We start from the raw sequence: 15,644 nt of genomic DNA, 5'->3' as shown, positions 1-15,644 counted from the left end.
GTGAAGGGCGGGCGTCAGAAGCGCGGGTTGACCTGGACGCCGCTCGCGCGGCAGGTGTCCGTGCCCCAGTCGTCGACGCACACGACGAGCTGGAGCTTCTTCAAGCCGTAATGCTTGTCGGTGATGCGGAGGTTTCGCCAGGTGAGCGTGGTGTTGGCGTCTTGGGAGTTGACGCGGGCGCCGGTCTTGGAGCTGTAGCCCTCGGGGGTGCGGATCACCCAGTAGGCGTACACGCTGTGGCCGTCGACCCTGAGGTCGCTCACCGACATCGAGTCGACCCTGATCTCCTCGCCGTCGATGTAGGTGACCTGGGCGGTCGCCGACGCGATGCCGGAGACCTGGGCGGAGAAACCGGAACCCGAGGACCAGGACGTCGCGGCCAGCGTGGCGGCCAGGACCGTGCTGAGAAGTGCGGACATGATCGTCCTTTCCGTGTCAGGAGAGGGCAGGCGTACGGGTTGGCGGGCAACCCGCTGCCCTCGGCGATCCGGCCGAATATGATCAACCGGGGCGAGCGAGGGGCTCTGCGTCACACCTTCGCCATGCCTGCGCGACCGCCGCCACACAACCCCCGGGGCGACTGCTTGGAGTCCAATTTGGACCGCTGTGACCAGGCACATCGCTGGATGACTGCAACCGCGAGGAGGACACGCGGATGGAGCCCTTCGAGCATTTGGCCGACGACCTCATCGACGCACTGGACGCCGCCGCGTCCGCGCTGGCCCGCGCGCTCGAAGCGGCGGGGGCACAGCAGAAGGTCCTGGCCAACCACCGGATCGCCGACGAGGGTACGGTGTCCCGCTGGCTGAGCGGCGCCCAGCAGCTCACGCACGGCAGCAAGCTGCCCGGCGTGGAGGTCATGCACCAGGTCGTCACCGTGCTGAAGCTGACCGGCCCGCTCGCCGACGAGCTGCTCGCCCTCGGCCGCCGCGTCGACTCGCTGCGCGACCGCATGCGAGCCGTCGAACGCTCCTGGCGCTCACGCGCGAGCCGCCACTACACGACCCGCACCCAACCGCCCCCCACGGCCGCGCCGCCCGATCCGCCCGGACGGGACCGGGAGGACGACCGACAGGATCCGTGGGACTGGCGGAAGACCCGGTTCCTGGCCATGGCCGCGGCCGTGATCGCGGTGAGCGGAGCCATCTGGTTCCTCTGGCCGCCCCCGGATCAGGGCAAGGTCCAGTCGGCCGCTCCGATCGCCGCCCAAGCGCCCCCGCAACCCCCCAGCGCCGGCCCGATCCAGGCGGCCACCCCGGTCGACGCCGCCCCCGAGGTCACCAAGGGGTACGGCCTGCGCCTGGTCACCGAGCGCATGGCCGTACGCCTGCCCAGCCGCTCCTGGACCCAGGAGGCCGCCGGCGACATCGAGATCTGGTCGCACAAGACCTGCCCCCCGGGCGTGACCGCCTACTGGATCGCGCTGCGCCCGCTGGGCGCCACCGTCCAGTTCGCCTGCGACTCCTGGCAGCACCACAAGTGGACGAACGTCGCGGCCGGCACCCACAACCTCGACTCGTGGAAGAACGCCGACGGCCTGGCGATCGCCGGGGTGACCATCCTGCGCTCGACCGTCCCGATCGTCGAAGTCCCCCGGAAACGCTGATCGGCGGGCGGTTAGACTCACGCCCCATGAACGCCCCCTCAAATCGGGACAAGCCCACCTGGCGATCACGGCGGCAGGAGGCTCATGAAGATCGTTGACTTCTGGTTCGACCCCGCCTGCTCCTACACCTGGGTCACCTCCCGCTGGATGCTGGAGGTGGCCAAGGTCAGGCCCGTGGAGCTGCGCTGGAACCTGCTGAGCCTGTCCGCGCTGAACGAGCACCGCGACGACGACCCGGAAGGCGACCCCGAGGGCTACCTGTGGATCCCGGCCCGCATCTGCGCCGCCGCCGAACAGCGGTACGGCAAGCAGGCCCTCGGCAGGCTCTACACCACCCTGGCCCCGAGACTCCAACGCCACGACTGGGACGGCGTCCCTACGGCGCTGACCGAGGCGGGCCTGCCGGAGGACCTCGTCACAGCCGGGGAGTCGACGGAGTACGACGACGCGCTGCGCGCCTCCACCGCCGCCGGGATCGCCCTCGTCGGCCCGCACATCGGGACACCGGTGATCGCCTGCGGCGGGACGGCGTTCTTCGGGCCCGTGCTGTCGCAGATCCCGCGCGGCGAGCAGGCGGGGCTGCTGTGGGACGGAACACTGCTGGTGGCGGCCACTCCGGGGTTCCACGAGCTGAAGGGCGTCCCGCACGAGGAGCCCGCCTTTACATTGTAGATTCATAGCATGCCCTACCATCGAGGACCGTGAGCAAGAAGAGCACGGGAGGGCAGGGGACCCCGGCCACGGTGGCGCTGGCCAAGGCCAAGGTCGATTTCACCCTGCACCCCTACGACCATGACGCCAACGCCCAGGCCTACGGCGAGGAGGCGGCCGACGCGCTCGGCCTGCCGTACGAGCGGATCTTCAAGACGCTTGTGGCCGAGGTGGAGAGCGGGCTCGCGGTGGCGGTGGTGCCGGTGTCGGGAAAGTTGGACCTGAAGGCGTTCGCCGCGGCGCTGAAGAGCAAGCGGGCCGCGATGGCCGACTCCGCCAGGGTCGAGAAGGTGACGGGGTACGTCGTCGGCGGGATCAGCCCGCTGGGGCAGCGCAAGGCACTGCCGACGGTGGTCGACGCCTCGGCGCTCGACTTCGAGACGATCTACTTCTCGGCGGGCCGGCGCGGACTGCAGATCGAGACGGCGCCGCGGAACCTCATCGACCTGACCAGGGCGGTCACCGCCCCGATCGGCAAGACCGGCTGATCTTCGGGCCCACCGGCGTGCAACCCTTGCCATCGTCCGCCGGGAGGCGATGAGGCAGGATCGACCTCGTGAGCGAACTGCACTATCTGACCGCCACGGAGATGGCCCGCCTGGTCAGGACCCGCCAGGTGAGCGCCGTCGAGTTGCTGGAGGCGCACCTGACGCGCATCGAGCAGGTCAACGGCCCGCTGAACGCGATCGTCACGCTGGTCGTCGAGCAGGCCCTCGACCAGGCGCGCGCCGCCGACGCGCGCGCCCCCGAGGGGCCGCTGCACGGCCTCCCGGTGGCACACAAGGACCTGGTAGACACCGCAAATATCCGGACAACGTACGGTTCACCGCTTTTTTCGGGAAATATCCCGACCAAGGATGCGCTGATCGTGCGGCGGCTCAAGGCCGCGGGCGCCATCACCGTCGGCAAGACCAACACCCCCGAGTTCGGCACCGGCTCGCACACCGTCAACGAGGTGTTCGGCGCCACCCGCAACCCCTACGACCCGGCCAGGAGCGCGGGCGGCAGCAGCGGCGGGGCGGCGGTCGCGCTGGCGGCGGGCATGGTCCCGCTGGCTGACGGCTCCGACATGGGCGGCTCGCTGCGCAACCCCGCGTCCTTCTGCAACGTGGTCGGCCTGCGCCCCACCCCCGGGCGGGTGCCCGCCGTCTCCGACACCGCCGCCTGGTTCACCCTGTCCGTCCAGGGCCCGATGGCCCGTACGGCCGAGGACGCGGCCCTCATGCTGAGCGTGATCGCCGGCTTCGACCCCGCCTCGCCGTACGCGATCACCGAGACCTTCACCCCCGACCCGGAGCGGGGGATCGCCGGACTGCGCGTGGCCTGGAGTCCCGACCTGGGCGGGCTGCCGGTGGACCCGGACACGGCCGCGGTGACCGCGACCGCGCCCGCCGTCTTCGAGCGGCTCGGCGCCCGCGTCGAGCAGGTGGACCTGGACCTTTCCGACGCCGAGGACGCCTTCCGGATCTACCGGGCGTGGTACTACGCGCTGTCCTTCGGCGACCTGGACGGCCTCGGCGACAACACCCGCTGGAACGTCGAGCGCGGCCGCGAGGTCACCGGCGCCGACCTGGCCCGGGCCGAACGCCTGCGCAGCGGCCTCTACCAGCGGATGGCCGCCTTCTTCGACACCTACGACCTGCTGATCGCGCCGGTCAGCCAGGTGCCGCCGTTCCCGGTCGGGCAGCCGCACGTCACCGAGATCGACGGCCAGGCCATGCCCGACTACCTCGCCTGGATGCGCTCGGCGTACTGGATCAGCGTCCTGCACGCCCCCGCCGCCTCCGTCCCCGCCGGGTTCACCCCCTCCGGCCTGCCGGTCGGGGTGCAGATCGTCGCCCGCCCGTTCGCCGACGCGCTGGCCCTGCGCGCCGCCCACGCCTTCGAACAGGCCACCGGGTACGGCTCCCGCCGCCCGCCGCTGGGCTGACCGCCGCTCACTCCCCCGGCGGCAGCCCGCCGTACGGCCTGCGCAGCGGCGACTCGCGGTAGGCGGCCACGCCCTCCATCGCCCCGAACAGCCCCACCGCGAACAGCGGCCAGGCCACCAGCACCCCCTTGGCGGTCAGCGTCAGCGACCCCGCGACGATCTCCACCCCGGGCGGCGTGCGCGCCGCGAGGTGCACCGCGCCGAGCGTGAACGTCGACCCGGCCCACAGGGTGAGGAACGCCGCCAGCGTGCCGCCCGCGCACAGGCCCAGGATCACCGGCAGCGGCCGGTGGCGGGCCGCGTACCAGGCACCGACCCCGCACAGCACGCCCAGCAGGCCGGTGAGCACGGCGAACCACCCGTCGGCGGCGATCAGCGACTGCGTGGAGGGGTCGGCGAGGACCGGACCCTCGCCGGTGACCGCGTACGGCGTGCGCGGCGCCAGCCACGACCAGGTGAGTCCGGCCCCCAGTCCCAGAGCCGCCAGTGCCAGGACGGTCACCGCGAATGCCCGCACATGCCCCAGCACGCCACTCCCCTTCACAAGTGTGTCCGAACCTGCTCGATGGTAACCCCCGGCTAGGCTCGGTCCGTGATTGAAGACAAGGTGTGGCTGATCGATCCCTCAGGGCCGCTGCGCGGCGATGTCGAGGTTCGCGGCTCCAAGAACGGCGTGTCGAAGCACATGGTCGCGGCCATGCTCGGCACCGGCGAGAGCACGATCCACAACGTCCCCGAGGTGGGCGAGGTGGAGATCACCGCGGCGATGCTCAGGGCGCTCGGCATCGAGGTGGAGATCGGCCGGGGCGAGATCAGGATCGGCCAGGGCCCGGAGATCAGGCCGAGCGTGCCCACCGCGTTCAGCGGCCTGAACCGGATCCCGATCCTGATGCTCGGCCCGCTGCTGCACCTGGCGGGCGAGGCGTTCGTGCCGCTGGTCGGCGGCGACCCGATCGGCCGGCGGCCGGTCAACTTCCACGTCGAGGCGCTGCGCGCGATGGGCGCCGAGGTGGAGGTGGGCGGCGGCGGCATCACCGCCAAGGCCAAGCGGCTGGTCGGCGCCCGCCTGGAGCTGCCGTACCCGAGCGTGGGCGCCACCGAGACGATCCTCATGTCGGCGGTGCTGGCCGAGGGCAAGACCGTGATCAAGAACGCGGCGATGGAGCCCGAGGTGGTGGAGCTGGCGCTGTTCCTGCAGCGGATGGGCGCCAGGATCGAGCTGTCCCCCGACCGGCGGATCCTCATCGAGGGCGTCGAGCGGCTGCACGGGGCACGCACCTGGCTGGCCGGCGATCGGATCGAGGCGTTCTCCTACCTGGCGGCCGGGCTGATCACCGGCGGCGAGGTCCGGGTGCACGGCTGCCCGCAGGACCGGCTGGTCACCGCGATCACCACCCTGGCCAGGATGGGCGCCCAGTTCGACATCAACGACGAGTACCTGTGCGCCAGGAAGCCGCCGCAGGGCCTGCGCGCGGCGGCCGTGCAGACCGACACCCACCCCGGTTTCATGACCGACTGGCAGACGCCGCTGATGGTGCTGTTCACCCAGAGCCAGGGCATGTCGGTGCTGCACGAGACGGTCTTCGAGAACCGGCTGGTGTACGTGCCCGCGCTGCAGGACATGGGGTGCGAGATCGAGGTGTTCGACCAGTGCCTCGGCGGGCCCGCCTGCCGCTACCACGACACCAACGCCAAGCACTCGGCCGTGGTGCGCGGCGTCTCCCAACTGCGCGGCGCCGACGTGGAACTGCCCGACATCAGGGCCGGGTTCTCCGCGGTGCTGGCCGCCGCGGTGGCCGACGGCTCCTCCAGGCTGCGCGGCGTCCAGCACATCGAGCGGGGCTACCACCGGCCCTTCGAACAGTTCGCGTCCCTCGGCCTGAACATCCGCCGCGAAGAGTAAAAACTCTGAATCCGCCGTTTGGCCAGCCTCTCCCGGCCGCAGATCATCTGCGTGACACTGCTCAAGCTCGGTGCGGCCGGGGTGCTCGGCGGGGTGCTGGTGGCGGCCGTGGCCGTTCCCGCGGTGGGCGGCGCGGGGATCGTGGTCAGGAACGTGGCGAGCACGTTCACCGACCTGCCGCCCGCGCCGCACGAGGAGCCGCTGTCCCAGGTCACCCGCCTGCTGGACAAGAACGGCAAGCAGTTCGCCCAGTTCTACGAGGCCAACAGGACGACCGTGCCGCTGAGCGCGGTCGCCCCGGTCATGCGCCAGGCCATCATCGCGATCGAGGACTCGCGCTTCTACGAGCACGCGGGCCTGGACATCAAAGGCACACTGCGGGCGGTCATCACCAACACCCAGGCGGGTGGGATCAAGCAGGGCGGCTCGTCGCTGACCCAGCAACTGGTGAAGAACATCCTGGTGGAGAGCGCTGAGACCGAGCTGGAGCGGGACCGGGCGCGGGCGCCGAACCTGTCGCGCAAGATCAGCGAGCTGCGGTACGCGCTGGCGATGGAGGAGAAGTACAGCAAGGCCGAGATCCTGGAGCGGTACCTGAACATCGCCTACTTCGGCGCGGGCGCCTACGGCGTCGAGGCCGCCGCCAGGCGGTTCTTCTCCACCTCCGCCGCCAAGCTCACGCTGGGGCAGGCGGCGGCGCTGGCCGGGGCGGTGCGGACGCCGTACTCGACCGATCCGTCGATCGGGAAGAAGCAGCAGGGGCGGCTGACCGAGCGGCGCGACACCGTGCTGGACCGGATGGCCTCGCTCGGCATGATCACGCAGGCGGCGGCGAAGGCGGCCAAGCGGGCGCCGCTCGGCATCAAGCTGCGGCCCGAGCCCGGCGGGTGCGAAGGCAGCGCCTACCCGTTCTTCTGCCTCTACGTACAGCGTGAGCTGCTGTCCAATCCGGTCTTCGGCGCCACCAAGGCCGAGCGGCAGCGCCGGATGAACCGAGGCGGTCTGATACTCCGCACCACGCTGGACCCGGTCGCTCAGCGGGCGGCCGAGCAGGCGATCTCCGGCCGGGTGAACCCGGAGGACACCGAGGTGGCCGCCGAGGCGATGGTCGAGCCGGGCACCGGGCGGATCAGGGCGATGGCGGCGAGCAAGAAGTTCGGCCGCAATCCCGGCAACAAGAACAACGGCCCGCGTACCACCTACAACCTGCCCGCCGATGTCGCGCACGGCGGTGGGATGGGGTTCCAGGCCGGGTCGACGTTCAAGGTGTTCACGCTGGCCACGGCGTTGAAGGAGGGCTGGCGGTTCGGGCAGGGCTTCCAGACGCCCGGCAGCTTCGTGCCCTCCGAGGGCTACCGCGACTGCTCGGGGCGGCCGGTCAACGCGCCGGGCGCGCGCATCCTCAACGCCAGCGGCGAGGGTACGGGCGGCCCGCACAGCCTCGAAACGGGCACCTGGAAGTCGGTCAACATCTTCTACATGATGCTGGAGCGCAAGATCGGCCTGTGCGACGTGGTCCGGACGGCCAAGTCCCTCGGCATCGTCAGGGCCGACGGCGCGGCGCTGCGGGAGGTGCCGACGTTCACCCTCGGCGTCAACGAGATGGACCCTGTCACGGTCGCAGGGGCCTTCGCGGCGTTGGGCGCCAGGGGGCGCTACTGCAAGCCGATGGCCATCGTCGAGATCGTGGACCGGGAGGGGCTGCGCACGTCGGTGCCGCCCACCTGCGAGCAGGCGCTCGACAGGGAGGTCGCGGACGCGGTCAGCCATGTGCTGACGGGGGTGTTCTCCAAGGGCACCATGAGGGGGCAGAGCATCGGGCGGTCCGCCGCCGGGAAGACGGGCACCAACAACGGCTACACCTCGGCCTGGTTCGCCGGGTACACGCCCGACCTGGCGGCGGCGGTCAGCGTGGGCGACATCCGCGGCTCCTACCGCTATCCGCTGCAGGACGTGCAGATCGGGCAGGAGTACTACGGGTCGGTGCAGGGCGCGGCGCTGCCGGGGCCGATCTGGGTGTCGTCGATGATCTCGGCGCTGGAGGGGACGGAGGCGACGTCGTTCAACCGGCCGAACATGACGCGCTTCGGCGGCGGCTTCACACCCGGGCTGGCCGAGGCGGAGGCGGCGGAGAAGAAGAAGCTCGAGGCCGAGCGCCGCAAGGCCCGTGGCGCACGGGCGGACGGCTCACCGCGCCACCACACCGAACACGCCGAACACGCCGGGCACGCCCGCCAAGCTCGCCACCCTCGCCATGCCCGCAACGCCCGCAGCGCCCGCAGTACCCGTCAGGGCCGCGAGCCCCGCGTCTGGCGCGACCGCGCCGCCGGCCACGCCCAGCCGAGGGCTCGCCACCGCCGCCACCACTGATCACCACCAGCCGCCACCACCGCTGGTCATCACCGGCCGCCGCCACCGCTGGTCACGCCCGGCCGAGGTCATGCGACTCCGGCTGCCACTGACCACCACCAGCCGAGGGAACTCACCGCCGCGTAGCCGGCCGCGGTGATCATGAGCATGGCGGCCAGGGTCCTGGCGCGTGTGACCGCCGACGGCCGCAGGACGACGGCCAGCACCACCGCGAGCGCCAGCCCGCCCCAGTCCTGTCCCGGATGCCCCCACTCCACCCTGACGAACGTGTCCGGCCAGCTCAGCGCCAACACGGCGGGCATCGTCTGCCCCTGGGCCAGCAGCGCCAGCGACAGGTCGCCGCCGATCCCGTCGCGCCTGGTCAGGTACGCCAGCAGGACCGCGGCAGCGTAGAACGCGAACGCCCACAGCAGAGGCTGGACGTCGCCGAAGGGGTACTCACGGAGCAGGAGATCGTCTCCCCGCAGAGGCGCCACGGCGAAGGCCCCGGCGATCAGTCCCGCGGGGACCACGGCCGCGCACTGCAAGGCGCCTCGGAACGTGGCCGCCGCCCTGCCGATCAGCAGCACGGCGACGAAGGGGACGAACCTGAAGTACAGCGAGTCGGTGACCAGAAGCCCCTCGGACGCCTCACCCCCCAGATACGTGACGACCTCACCGGCCGCGCCGACGGCGACGGCCGCCAAGCCGCTCCACGCGGTGTGCGGGCTCACTAATGTGATCACACTTCATCCTGACAGCCCGCTCCTCGCCCCCTCCGCCCCGCAGACACCCCGTGATCAGCACAGACGCTAACAACGCACATGTTTTCTGACAGACTTTGTCAAGTCTTTCATTTGCCACTAATAACCCAATAAGGGCATATATCCGGCAATCTTCATGGGTTCCACGGTTCCCTGCTCTCGCGGCCGGGCGCAGGGCCGATAGCCCATCCCCTTCGCCCACCTGGTCGCCGGCTCCGGGCGCGGTCTCATCAGTTGCTGCTTCACCGCACCGGACGCCTCCGCCCCCATGCCACCGCCGGACCAGCCCGGACTGGGAAGGAACTGACCCCGCCGGAAAGAGCGCTACGCGCCGAGGCAGGCGGGGCCGAGGAGTTGTTTGAGGTCGCCCATCAGGGCCGGGGACTGGGTGACGCGCAGGCGGTCGTCGACGCGCATCACCGTCGTCTTCGGCCCGTTGTGCACCTGCAGGTGGACCTCCGAGGTGCCGGGGTGGGTGGTGAGGATCTCCTTCAGCCGCCCCACCACCGGCGGGGTGCAACGGTTCAGCGGCAGGCTGACCAACAGCGGGCCGCCCGCCTCCACCGACAGGTCGGGCGCCGTCACCTCCATCGCGATGATCTTCGCGACATCCTCACGCTTGTCGATGCGCCCCTTGACGAAGACGATCGCGTCCTCGGCCAGAATCGTCGAACAGAGCTGGTACGCCGAAGGGAAGATCATCACCTCGATGGCGCCTTCGAGGTCCTCCAACTGGGTCAGCACCCATGTGTCACCCTTCTTGGTGACCTTGCGCTGCACGCCCGACAGGATGCCGCCCACCGTGACGACGTTGCCGTCGGAGCGGCTCTCGTCCTGCAGCGCGGCGATGGAGCAGTCGGCGCCCGAGGCCAGGATGTGCTCGACGCCGAAGAGCGGGTGGTCGGAGACGTACAGGCCGAGCATCTCGCGCTCGAACTGGAGCAGGGTGTTCTTGTCCCACTCCCCCACCGGGATCTGCACGTCGAAGGTCTGGTCCTCGCCGCCCTCGATGGCGCCGAACAGGGAGTCCTGGCCGATCGCCTCGTTCTTCTTGATGTCGATGATCGCGTCGACGGCCTGCTCGTGCACCATGACCAGACCCTTGCGCACGTGCCCGAGGGAGTCGAACGAACCGGCCTTGCAGAGCGACTCGATGACCCGCTTGTTGCAGACGATCGCCGGGACCTTGCGCAGGAAGTCCTTGAAGTCGCCGAAGCGGCCCTTCTCCTTGCGGGCGGCGATGATGCCGTCCACCACGTTGCCGCCCACGTTGCGGACGGCCGACAGGCCGAAGCGGATGTCGGTGCCGCGCGGGGTGAAGTCGAAGTCGGAGTCGTTGACGTCCGGCGGGTAGACCTTGATGCCCATGCGCCGGCACTCGTTCAGGTAGAGGGCCGACTTGTCCTTGTCGTCCTTGACCGAGCTGAGCAGGGCGGCCATGTAGGCGGCGGGGTAGTTGGCCTTGAGGTAGGCGGTCCAGTAGGAGACCAGGCCGTAGGCGGCCGAGTGGGCCTTGTTGAAGGCGTAGTCGGAGAACGGGAGCAGGATGTCCCAGAGGGTCTTGATGGCGGCGGCCGAGTAGCCGTTGGCCTTCATGCCCCCTTCAAAGGACTCGAACTGCTTGTCCAGCTCGGACTTCTTCTTCTTGCCCATCGCGCGGCGCAGCAGGTCGGCCTTGCCGAGGGAGAACCCGGCGACCTTCTGCGCGATGGCCATGACCTGCTCCTGGTAGACGATCAGGCCGTAGGTGGTGTTGAGGATCTCGGAGAGCGACTCCTCGAACTCCGGGTGGATCGGCGTGATCTCCTGCTGGCCGTTCTTGCGCAGCGCGTAGTTGGTGTGCGAGTTGGCGCCCATCGGGCCGGGACGGTAGAGGGCGCCGACGGCGGAGATGTCCTCGAAGTTGTCGGGCTTCATCAGCCGCAGCAGCGAGCGCATGCCGCCGCCATCCAGCTGGAACACGCCCAGAGTGTCGCCCCGGCCGAGCAGCTCGTAGGCCTTGGGGTCGTCGAGCGGCAGCTTGAGCAGGTCGATCTCGTCGCCGAACGTCGACTTGATCATCTTCAGGCAGTCGTCGATGATCGTGAGGTTGCGCAGGCCCAGGAAGTCCATCTTCAGCAGGCCGAGCGTCTCGCAGGTCGGGTAGTCGAACTGCGTGATGATCGCGCCGTCGGAGTCGCGGCGCATGATCGGGATGTGGTCGGTCAGCACCTCGGCCGACATGATCACACCGGCGGCGTGCACGCCGGTCTGCCTGATCAGGCCCTCCAGGCCCTTGCCGAGGTCCATCGTCGACTTGACGTCGACGTCCTCCTCGTAGAGCCTGCGCAGCTCGCCCGCCTCGTTGAAGCGCGGGTGGTCCTTGTCGAAGATGCCGGCCAGCGGGATGTCCTTGCCCATCACCGCGGGCGGGAACGCCTTGGACACCTTGTCGCCGAGCGCGTACGGATAGCCCAGGACGCGGCCCGCGTCCTTGATGGCGGCCTTCGCCTTGATGGTGCCGAAGGTGGCGATCATGGCGACCTTGTCGGCGCCCCACTTCTCGGTCACGTAGCGGATCACGTCGGCCCGCCTGCGCTCGTCGAAGTCGATGTCGACGTCGGGCATGGAGACGCGGTCGGGGTTGAGGAACCGCTCGAAGATCAGGCCGTGCGGCAGCGGGTCGAGGTCGGTGATGCCCATCGCGTAGGCGACCAGGGAGCCCGCGGCCGAGCCTCGGCCGGGGCCGACGGGGATGCCGTTCTCCTTGGCCCACATGATGAAGTCGGCGACCACGAGGAAGTAGCTCGGGAAGCCCATCTGCTCGATGATGCCGATCTCGTACTCGGCCTGCTTGCGGTGCTGCTCGTCGTAGCCCTCCGGCCAGCGCCGGTCCATGCCCTCCCACACCGTCCGGCGGAAGAACTCCTGCTCGGTCAGCCCCTCGGGGATGGGGTAGGTCGGCATGAGGTTCTTGAACTCGAAGAACCCGGATGGGTCGACCTTCTCGGCGACCAGCAGCGTGTTGCGGCAGCCCTCGGCCCACAGCTCGGAGGAGTCGACCGCGCGCATCTCGTCGGCGCTCTTGATGTAGTAGCCGCTGCCGTCGAAGCGGAAGCGGTCGGGGTCGGAGAGCTGCTTGCCGGTCTGGATGCACAGGAGCGCGTCGTGGGAGGCGGCGTCGGACTCGTAGGTGTAGTGCGAGTCGTTGGTGACCAGCGGCGGGATGTTCAGGTCCTTGCTGACCCGGGTCAGCCCGTCGCGGACGCGGCGCTCGATGTCGAGCCCGTGGTCCATGATCTCCAGGTAGTAGTTGTCCTTGCCGAAGATCTCCTGGTAGCGCGCGGCGGCGGCCACGGCCTGGTCGTACTGGCCGAGCCTGAGCCTGGTCTGCACCTCGCCCGAGGGGCAGCCCGTGGTGGCCATCAGCCCCTCGGAGTGCTCGGCGAGGATCTCCGCGTCCATCCGGGCCCACTTGCGGTGGAAGCCCTCGGTGTAGGCGCGCGAGGACAGCCGCATCAGGTTGTGCAGGCCCTGCTTGTTACGCGCCCAGATCGTCATGTGGGTGTAGAAGCCGCCCGCCGAGACGTCATCCTTCTTCTGGTGCGGCTCGCCCCACAGGACCGGCTTCTTGTTCTGCCGCATCTCCGGCGCGACGTAGGCCTCGATGCCGATGACCGGCTTGACCCCGGCGTCGGTCGCCTGCCGGTAGAAGTCGTAGGCGCCGTGCATGTTGCCGTGGTCGGTGATCGCGATGGCCGGCATGCCCAGCTCGCCGACCTGTTTGAACATCTGCTTGAGGCGCGCGGCCCCGTCCAGCATGGAGTACTCGGTATGCACGTGCAGGTGTACAAACGAGTCACTGGACGACATGGAGCGGCGCCTCCTCTTTCGAGACCTGGGTGTGCACGCCTGAGCCTAGTGGGCGGCACCGACAACCCGGCGCCGCCGCGACACACCTGTCCGCATCGTTGACGAGGTGTACGGCCACGGCCCGCAGAGGCTACATCCCGCCGCGAACCGCCCGCACCCGGCGTGCCGATCATACCCGCACCCACCTGCGCCGATATCGTCATCTGTCACCCACAGCGACGAAGGAGTCACATGGCGCGCCCGGAACTGGACGAAGGCTACCGCCAATCGCTCGGCAACCGTCAGGTCCAGATGATCGCGATCGGCGGGGCGATCGGCGTCGGCCTGTTCCTCGGCGCCGGCGGCCGGCTCGCGGCGGCCGGCCCGGCGCTGGTGCTCTCCTACGCCGCCGCGGGCCTGGCCGCGTTCTTCGTGATGCGCGCCCTCGGCGAACTGGTGCTCTACCGGCCCACCTCGGGCTCGTTCGTCGAGTACGCCAACGAGTTCGTCGGCCCCTGGGCCGGTTTCGCCAGCGGCTGGATGTACTGGATCAACTGGGCCTTCACCGGCATCGCCGAGCTGACCGCGGTGGCCACCTACGTCGCCTACTGGGCGCCCGGCTTCCCCCAGTGGCTCACCGCGCTGATCTCCCTGCTGTTCGTGCTGGCGGTGAACCTGCTGTCGGTGCGGCTCTTCGGCGAGCTGGAGTTCTGGTTCGCGCTGCTGAAGGTGCTGGCCATCTGCGCGTTCCTGGTGATCGCACTCGCCGTGGTGCTGCTGGCGGTGGACGTGGACGGCGGCCAGGCCGGCGCGCACAACCTGACCGCGAACGGCGGCTTCTTCCCCAACGGCTTCCCCGTGGTGCTGATGAGCCTGCAGGCGGTGGTGTTCGCCTACTCCTCGATCGAGCTGGTCGGCATCACGGCTGGCGAGACCAAGAACCCCCGCGAGATCATGCCCAAGGCCGTCAACGGCGTGATCTGGCGCATCGCGCTCTTCTACGTCGGCTCGATCGTGCTGCTGTCGATGGTCCTGCCGTGGACCGCCTACAGCGCGGGCACCTCGCCGTTCGTCACCTTCTTCGGCGCCCTCGGCGTACCGTGGGCCGCCGACGCGATGAACCTCATCGTGATCACCGCCGCCCTGTCGTCGTGCAACTCCGGCCTGTACGCCACGGGCCGCGTCCTGCGCTCGATGGCCGGGCGGGGCGAGGCGCCCGCGTTCTGCGCCCCGCTCAGCCCGCGCCACGTCCCGATGGGCGGCATCCTGATGACCGCCACGGTCTTCCTCGGCGGCGTGGCGCTGTTCTACTTCGTGCCGAAGCGGGCCTTCGACATCGCCACGGCGGTCGCCTCCCTGGGCGTGGTCACCACCTGGGCCACGCTGGTCTACTGCCAGCTCCGGCTACGCCGCAGGAGGCTGGGCTCGGCCTTCCCGATGCCCGGCTCGCCGTACAGCAACTGGCTGACGCTGGGCTTCCTCGGGCTGGTGGTGCTGCTGATGCCGCTGGCCGACGAGAACCAGCGCGTCGCCTTCCTGTGCCTGCCCGTGCTGGCGGCCGGCATCGCGATCGGCTGGAAGGTGGTCAGCTCCCGGCGGGCCGGCGACGCTCCTCCGCCAGGTGCAGACCTGCCTCGATGACCGCGTTCATGATCGGGGCGAGCCTGGTCTCGCCCAGCGTGGGGGCGCGCCTGGCCATGGCGGCCACGAGCAGGCGCTCGCGCTCCATGTCGCGGCCGGCGAACCCGCCGACGGGCTTGAGCGACTGCACCATGCCGGCCAGCGCGGCGCGGCGCTCCAGCAAGGTGGCCAGCGCCGCGTCCACCCGGTCGATGGCGGCCCGGCAGCCGGCCAGCGTGCGCGGGTCCTCGCGGCGGGTGACGGCCGCGATCAGCGTCACCGCCTCGCGTACCGCCTCGACCTCGCCGGCCGTGGCGGTGGGGGCCAGCAGCAGCCCGTCGGCTCCGGCCGCGATCGCGGCGGCGGCCAGGCCGGGGTCGCGGGAGACGTCGGCGACGACCGGCCGCCCGCTCCCGGCCTGGGCGGCGCGCATGATGGTCAGGTCGAGGGTCACATGGTCCAGGTGGGTCCTGGTGCCGCTCTCACAGAGGATCACCTGGTCGTTGCCTTCGGCCACGCAGTAGTCGGCGATCGCCAGCCACTCCTCCAGCGTCGCGGCGGGCCCGCGCTGCACGAGCACCGGCAGTCCGAGCCTGGCGGCGGCGCGGACGAGCTGGAAATCCTGCATCCAGGCCGCGCCGACCACCACGCCGTCGGCGCCGGCGGCGATCGCGGGCAGGTCGTCGGCCGAGAACGGCTCGACGTACAGGGGCCGCTCGCGCTCGGCGGTGAGCAGGTCGGCGGCGGTGACACCGCCGTGGTGCTCACGCAGGCTCACCCATGAGGCGTCCGCCGAGCCTCCGCCGATCACCACGATCGGGCCGTCGCCCGCGGGGAGCATCCGTCGTTCCAACGTCGATGACATCTGGGTCTCCACATTCGAGCCGACTCGGCTGGAGTCGGCGTTCTCCAGGAAACAAAAAGGGCAGA

General features: G+C 70.2%; 12 protein-coding genes and 1 pseudogene. 7 read left to right on the top strand and 6 right to left on the bottom strand.

Going from position 1 to position 15,644, the window contains the following annotated elements; translation table 11 throughout:
- Nucleotides 1-14: 14 nt before the first annotated feature.
- Nucleotides 15-419: a hypothetical protein gene (locus ABZ911_RS05470; protein ID WP_358052161.1), complete on the bottom strand. Its 405-nt coding sequence runs from the start codon at nt 417-419 to the stop codon at nt 15-17.
- Between the two features lie 236 nt (nt 420-655).
- On the opposite strand from ABZ911_RS05470, the gene ABZ911_RS05465 reads away from it, so the two are divergent.
- The 4 genes from ABZ911_RS05465 to ABZ911_RS05450 all read left to right on the top strand — a co-directional run bounded on the left by ABZ911_RS05465 (nt 656) and on the right by ABZ911_RS05450 (nt 4,247).
- A complete protein-coding gene (locus ABZ911_RS05465) occupies nt 656-1,606 on the top strand; it encodes a hypothetical protein (protein WP_358052159.1) in 951 nt (316 codons plus the stop codon).
- An 84-nt stretch (nt 1,607-1,690) separates the two neighbouring features.
- Nucleotides 1,691-2,278: a disulfide bond formation protein DsbA gene (locus ABZ911_RS05460; RefSeq protein WP_358052157.1), complete on the top strand. Its 588-nt coding sequence runs from the start codon at nt 1,691-1,693 to the stop codon at nt 2,276-2,278.
- Between the two features lie 29 nt (nt 2,279-2,307).
- Entirely contained in the window at nt 2,308-2,805 is a 498-nt protein-coding gene (gene ybaK, locus ABZ911_RS05455) for a Cys-tRNA(Pro) deacylase (RefSeq protein ID WP_358052156.1), read from the top strand.
- 68 nt (nt 2,806-2,873) lie between these two features.
- A complete protein-coding gene (locus ABZ911_RS05450; protein ID WP_358052154.1) occupies nt 2,874-4,247 on the top strand; it encodes an amidase family protein in 1,374 nt (457 codons plus the stop codon).
- A 7-nt stretch (nt 4,248-4,254) separates the two neighbouring features.
- On the opposite strand, the gene ABZ911_RS05445 is transcribed toward ABZ911_RS05450, so the two are convergent.
- Nucleotides 4,255-4,776: a hypothetical protein gene (locus ABZ911_RS05445; RefSeq protein WP_358052152.1), complete on the bottom strand. Its 522-nt coding sequence runs from the start codon at nt 4,774-4,776 to the stop codon at nt 4,255-4,257.
- Nucleotides 4,777-4,839: 63 nt separating this feature from the next.
- Between ABZ911_RS05445 and murA the strand changes: the two genes are divergently transcribed.
- Entirely contained in the window at nt 4,840-6,150 is a 1,311-nt protein-coding gene (gene murA / locus ABZ911_RS05440) for a UDP-N-acetylglucosamine 1-carboxyvinyltransferase (RefSeq protein ID WP_358052150.1), read from the top strand.
- A 51-nt stretch (nt 6,151-6,201) separates the two neighbouring features.
- The gene (locus ABZ911_RS05435) at nt 6,202-8,520 is read left to right on the top strand and encodes a transglycosylase domain-containing protein (RefSeq protein WP_358052148.1); all 2,319 of its coding nucleotides are present in this window, start codon (nt 6,202-6,204) and stop codon (nt 8,518-8,520) included.
- A 68-nt stretch (nt 8,521-8,588) separates the two neighbouring features.
- On the opposite strand, the gene ABZ911_RS05430 is transcribed toward ABZ911_RS05435, so the two are convergent.
- Both ABZ911_RS05430 and dnaE read right to left on the bottom strand, forming a co-directional pair.
- Nucleotides 8,589-9,245: a hypothetical protein gene (locus ABZ911_RS05430; protein WP_358052146.1), complete on the bottom strand. Its 657-nt coding sequence runs from the start codon at nt 9,243-9,245 to the stop codon at nt 8,589-8,591.
- 342 nt (nt 9,246-9,587) lie between these two features.
- Entirely contained in the window at nt 9,588-13,115 is a 3,528-nt protein-coding gene (gene dnaE, locus ABZ911_RS05425; protein ID WP_358052144.1) for a DNA polymerase III subunit alpha, read from the bottom strand.
- A 231-nt stretch (nt 13,116-13,346) separates the two neighbouring features.
- Here dnaE and ABZ911_RS05420 point away from each other — a divergent pair, with 231 nt between their 5' ends.
- Nucleotides 13,347-14,735, top strand: a complete 1,389-nt coding sequence (locus ABZ911_RS05420; protein WP_358052142.1) for an amino acid permease — start codon at nt 13,347-13,349, stop codon at nt 14,733-14,735.
- On the opposite strand, the gene ABZ911_RS05415 is transcribed toward ABZ911_RS05420, so the two are convergent.
- Both ABZ911_RS05415 and ABZ911_RS05410 read right to left on the bottom strand, forming a co-directional pair.
- Entirely contained in the window at nt 14,680-14,988 is a 309-nt protein-coding gene (locus ABZ911_RS05415) for a chorismate mutase (RefSeq protein WP_358052423.1), read from the bottom strand. The genes ABZ911_RS05420 and ABZ911_RS05415 overlap by 56 nt on opposite strands.
- 66 nt (nt 14,989-15,054) lie before the next feature.
- Nucleotides 15,055-15,555, bottom strand: a pseudogene (locus ABZ911_RS05410) (3-deoxy-D-arabinoheptulosonate-7-phosphate synthase); the annotation flags it as partial.
- Nucleotides 15,556-15,644 lie beyond the last annotated feature (89 nt).

This window comes from Nonomuraea sp. NPDC046570 (assembly GCF_040645915.1).
In the GTDB taxonomy this organism is placed as follows: domain Bacteria; phylum Actinomycetota; class Actinomycetes; order Streptosporangiales; family Streptosporangiaceae; genus Nonomuraea.
This window is presented reverse-complemented; position numbering and strand designations above follow the sequence as displayed.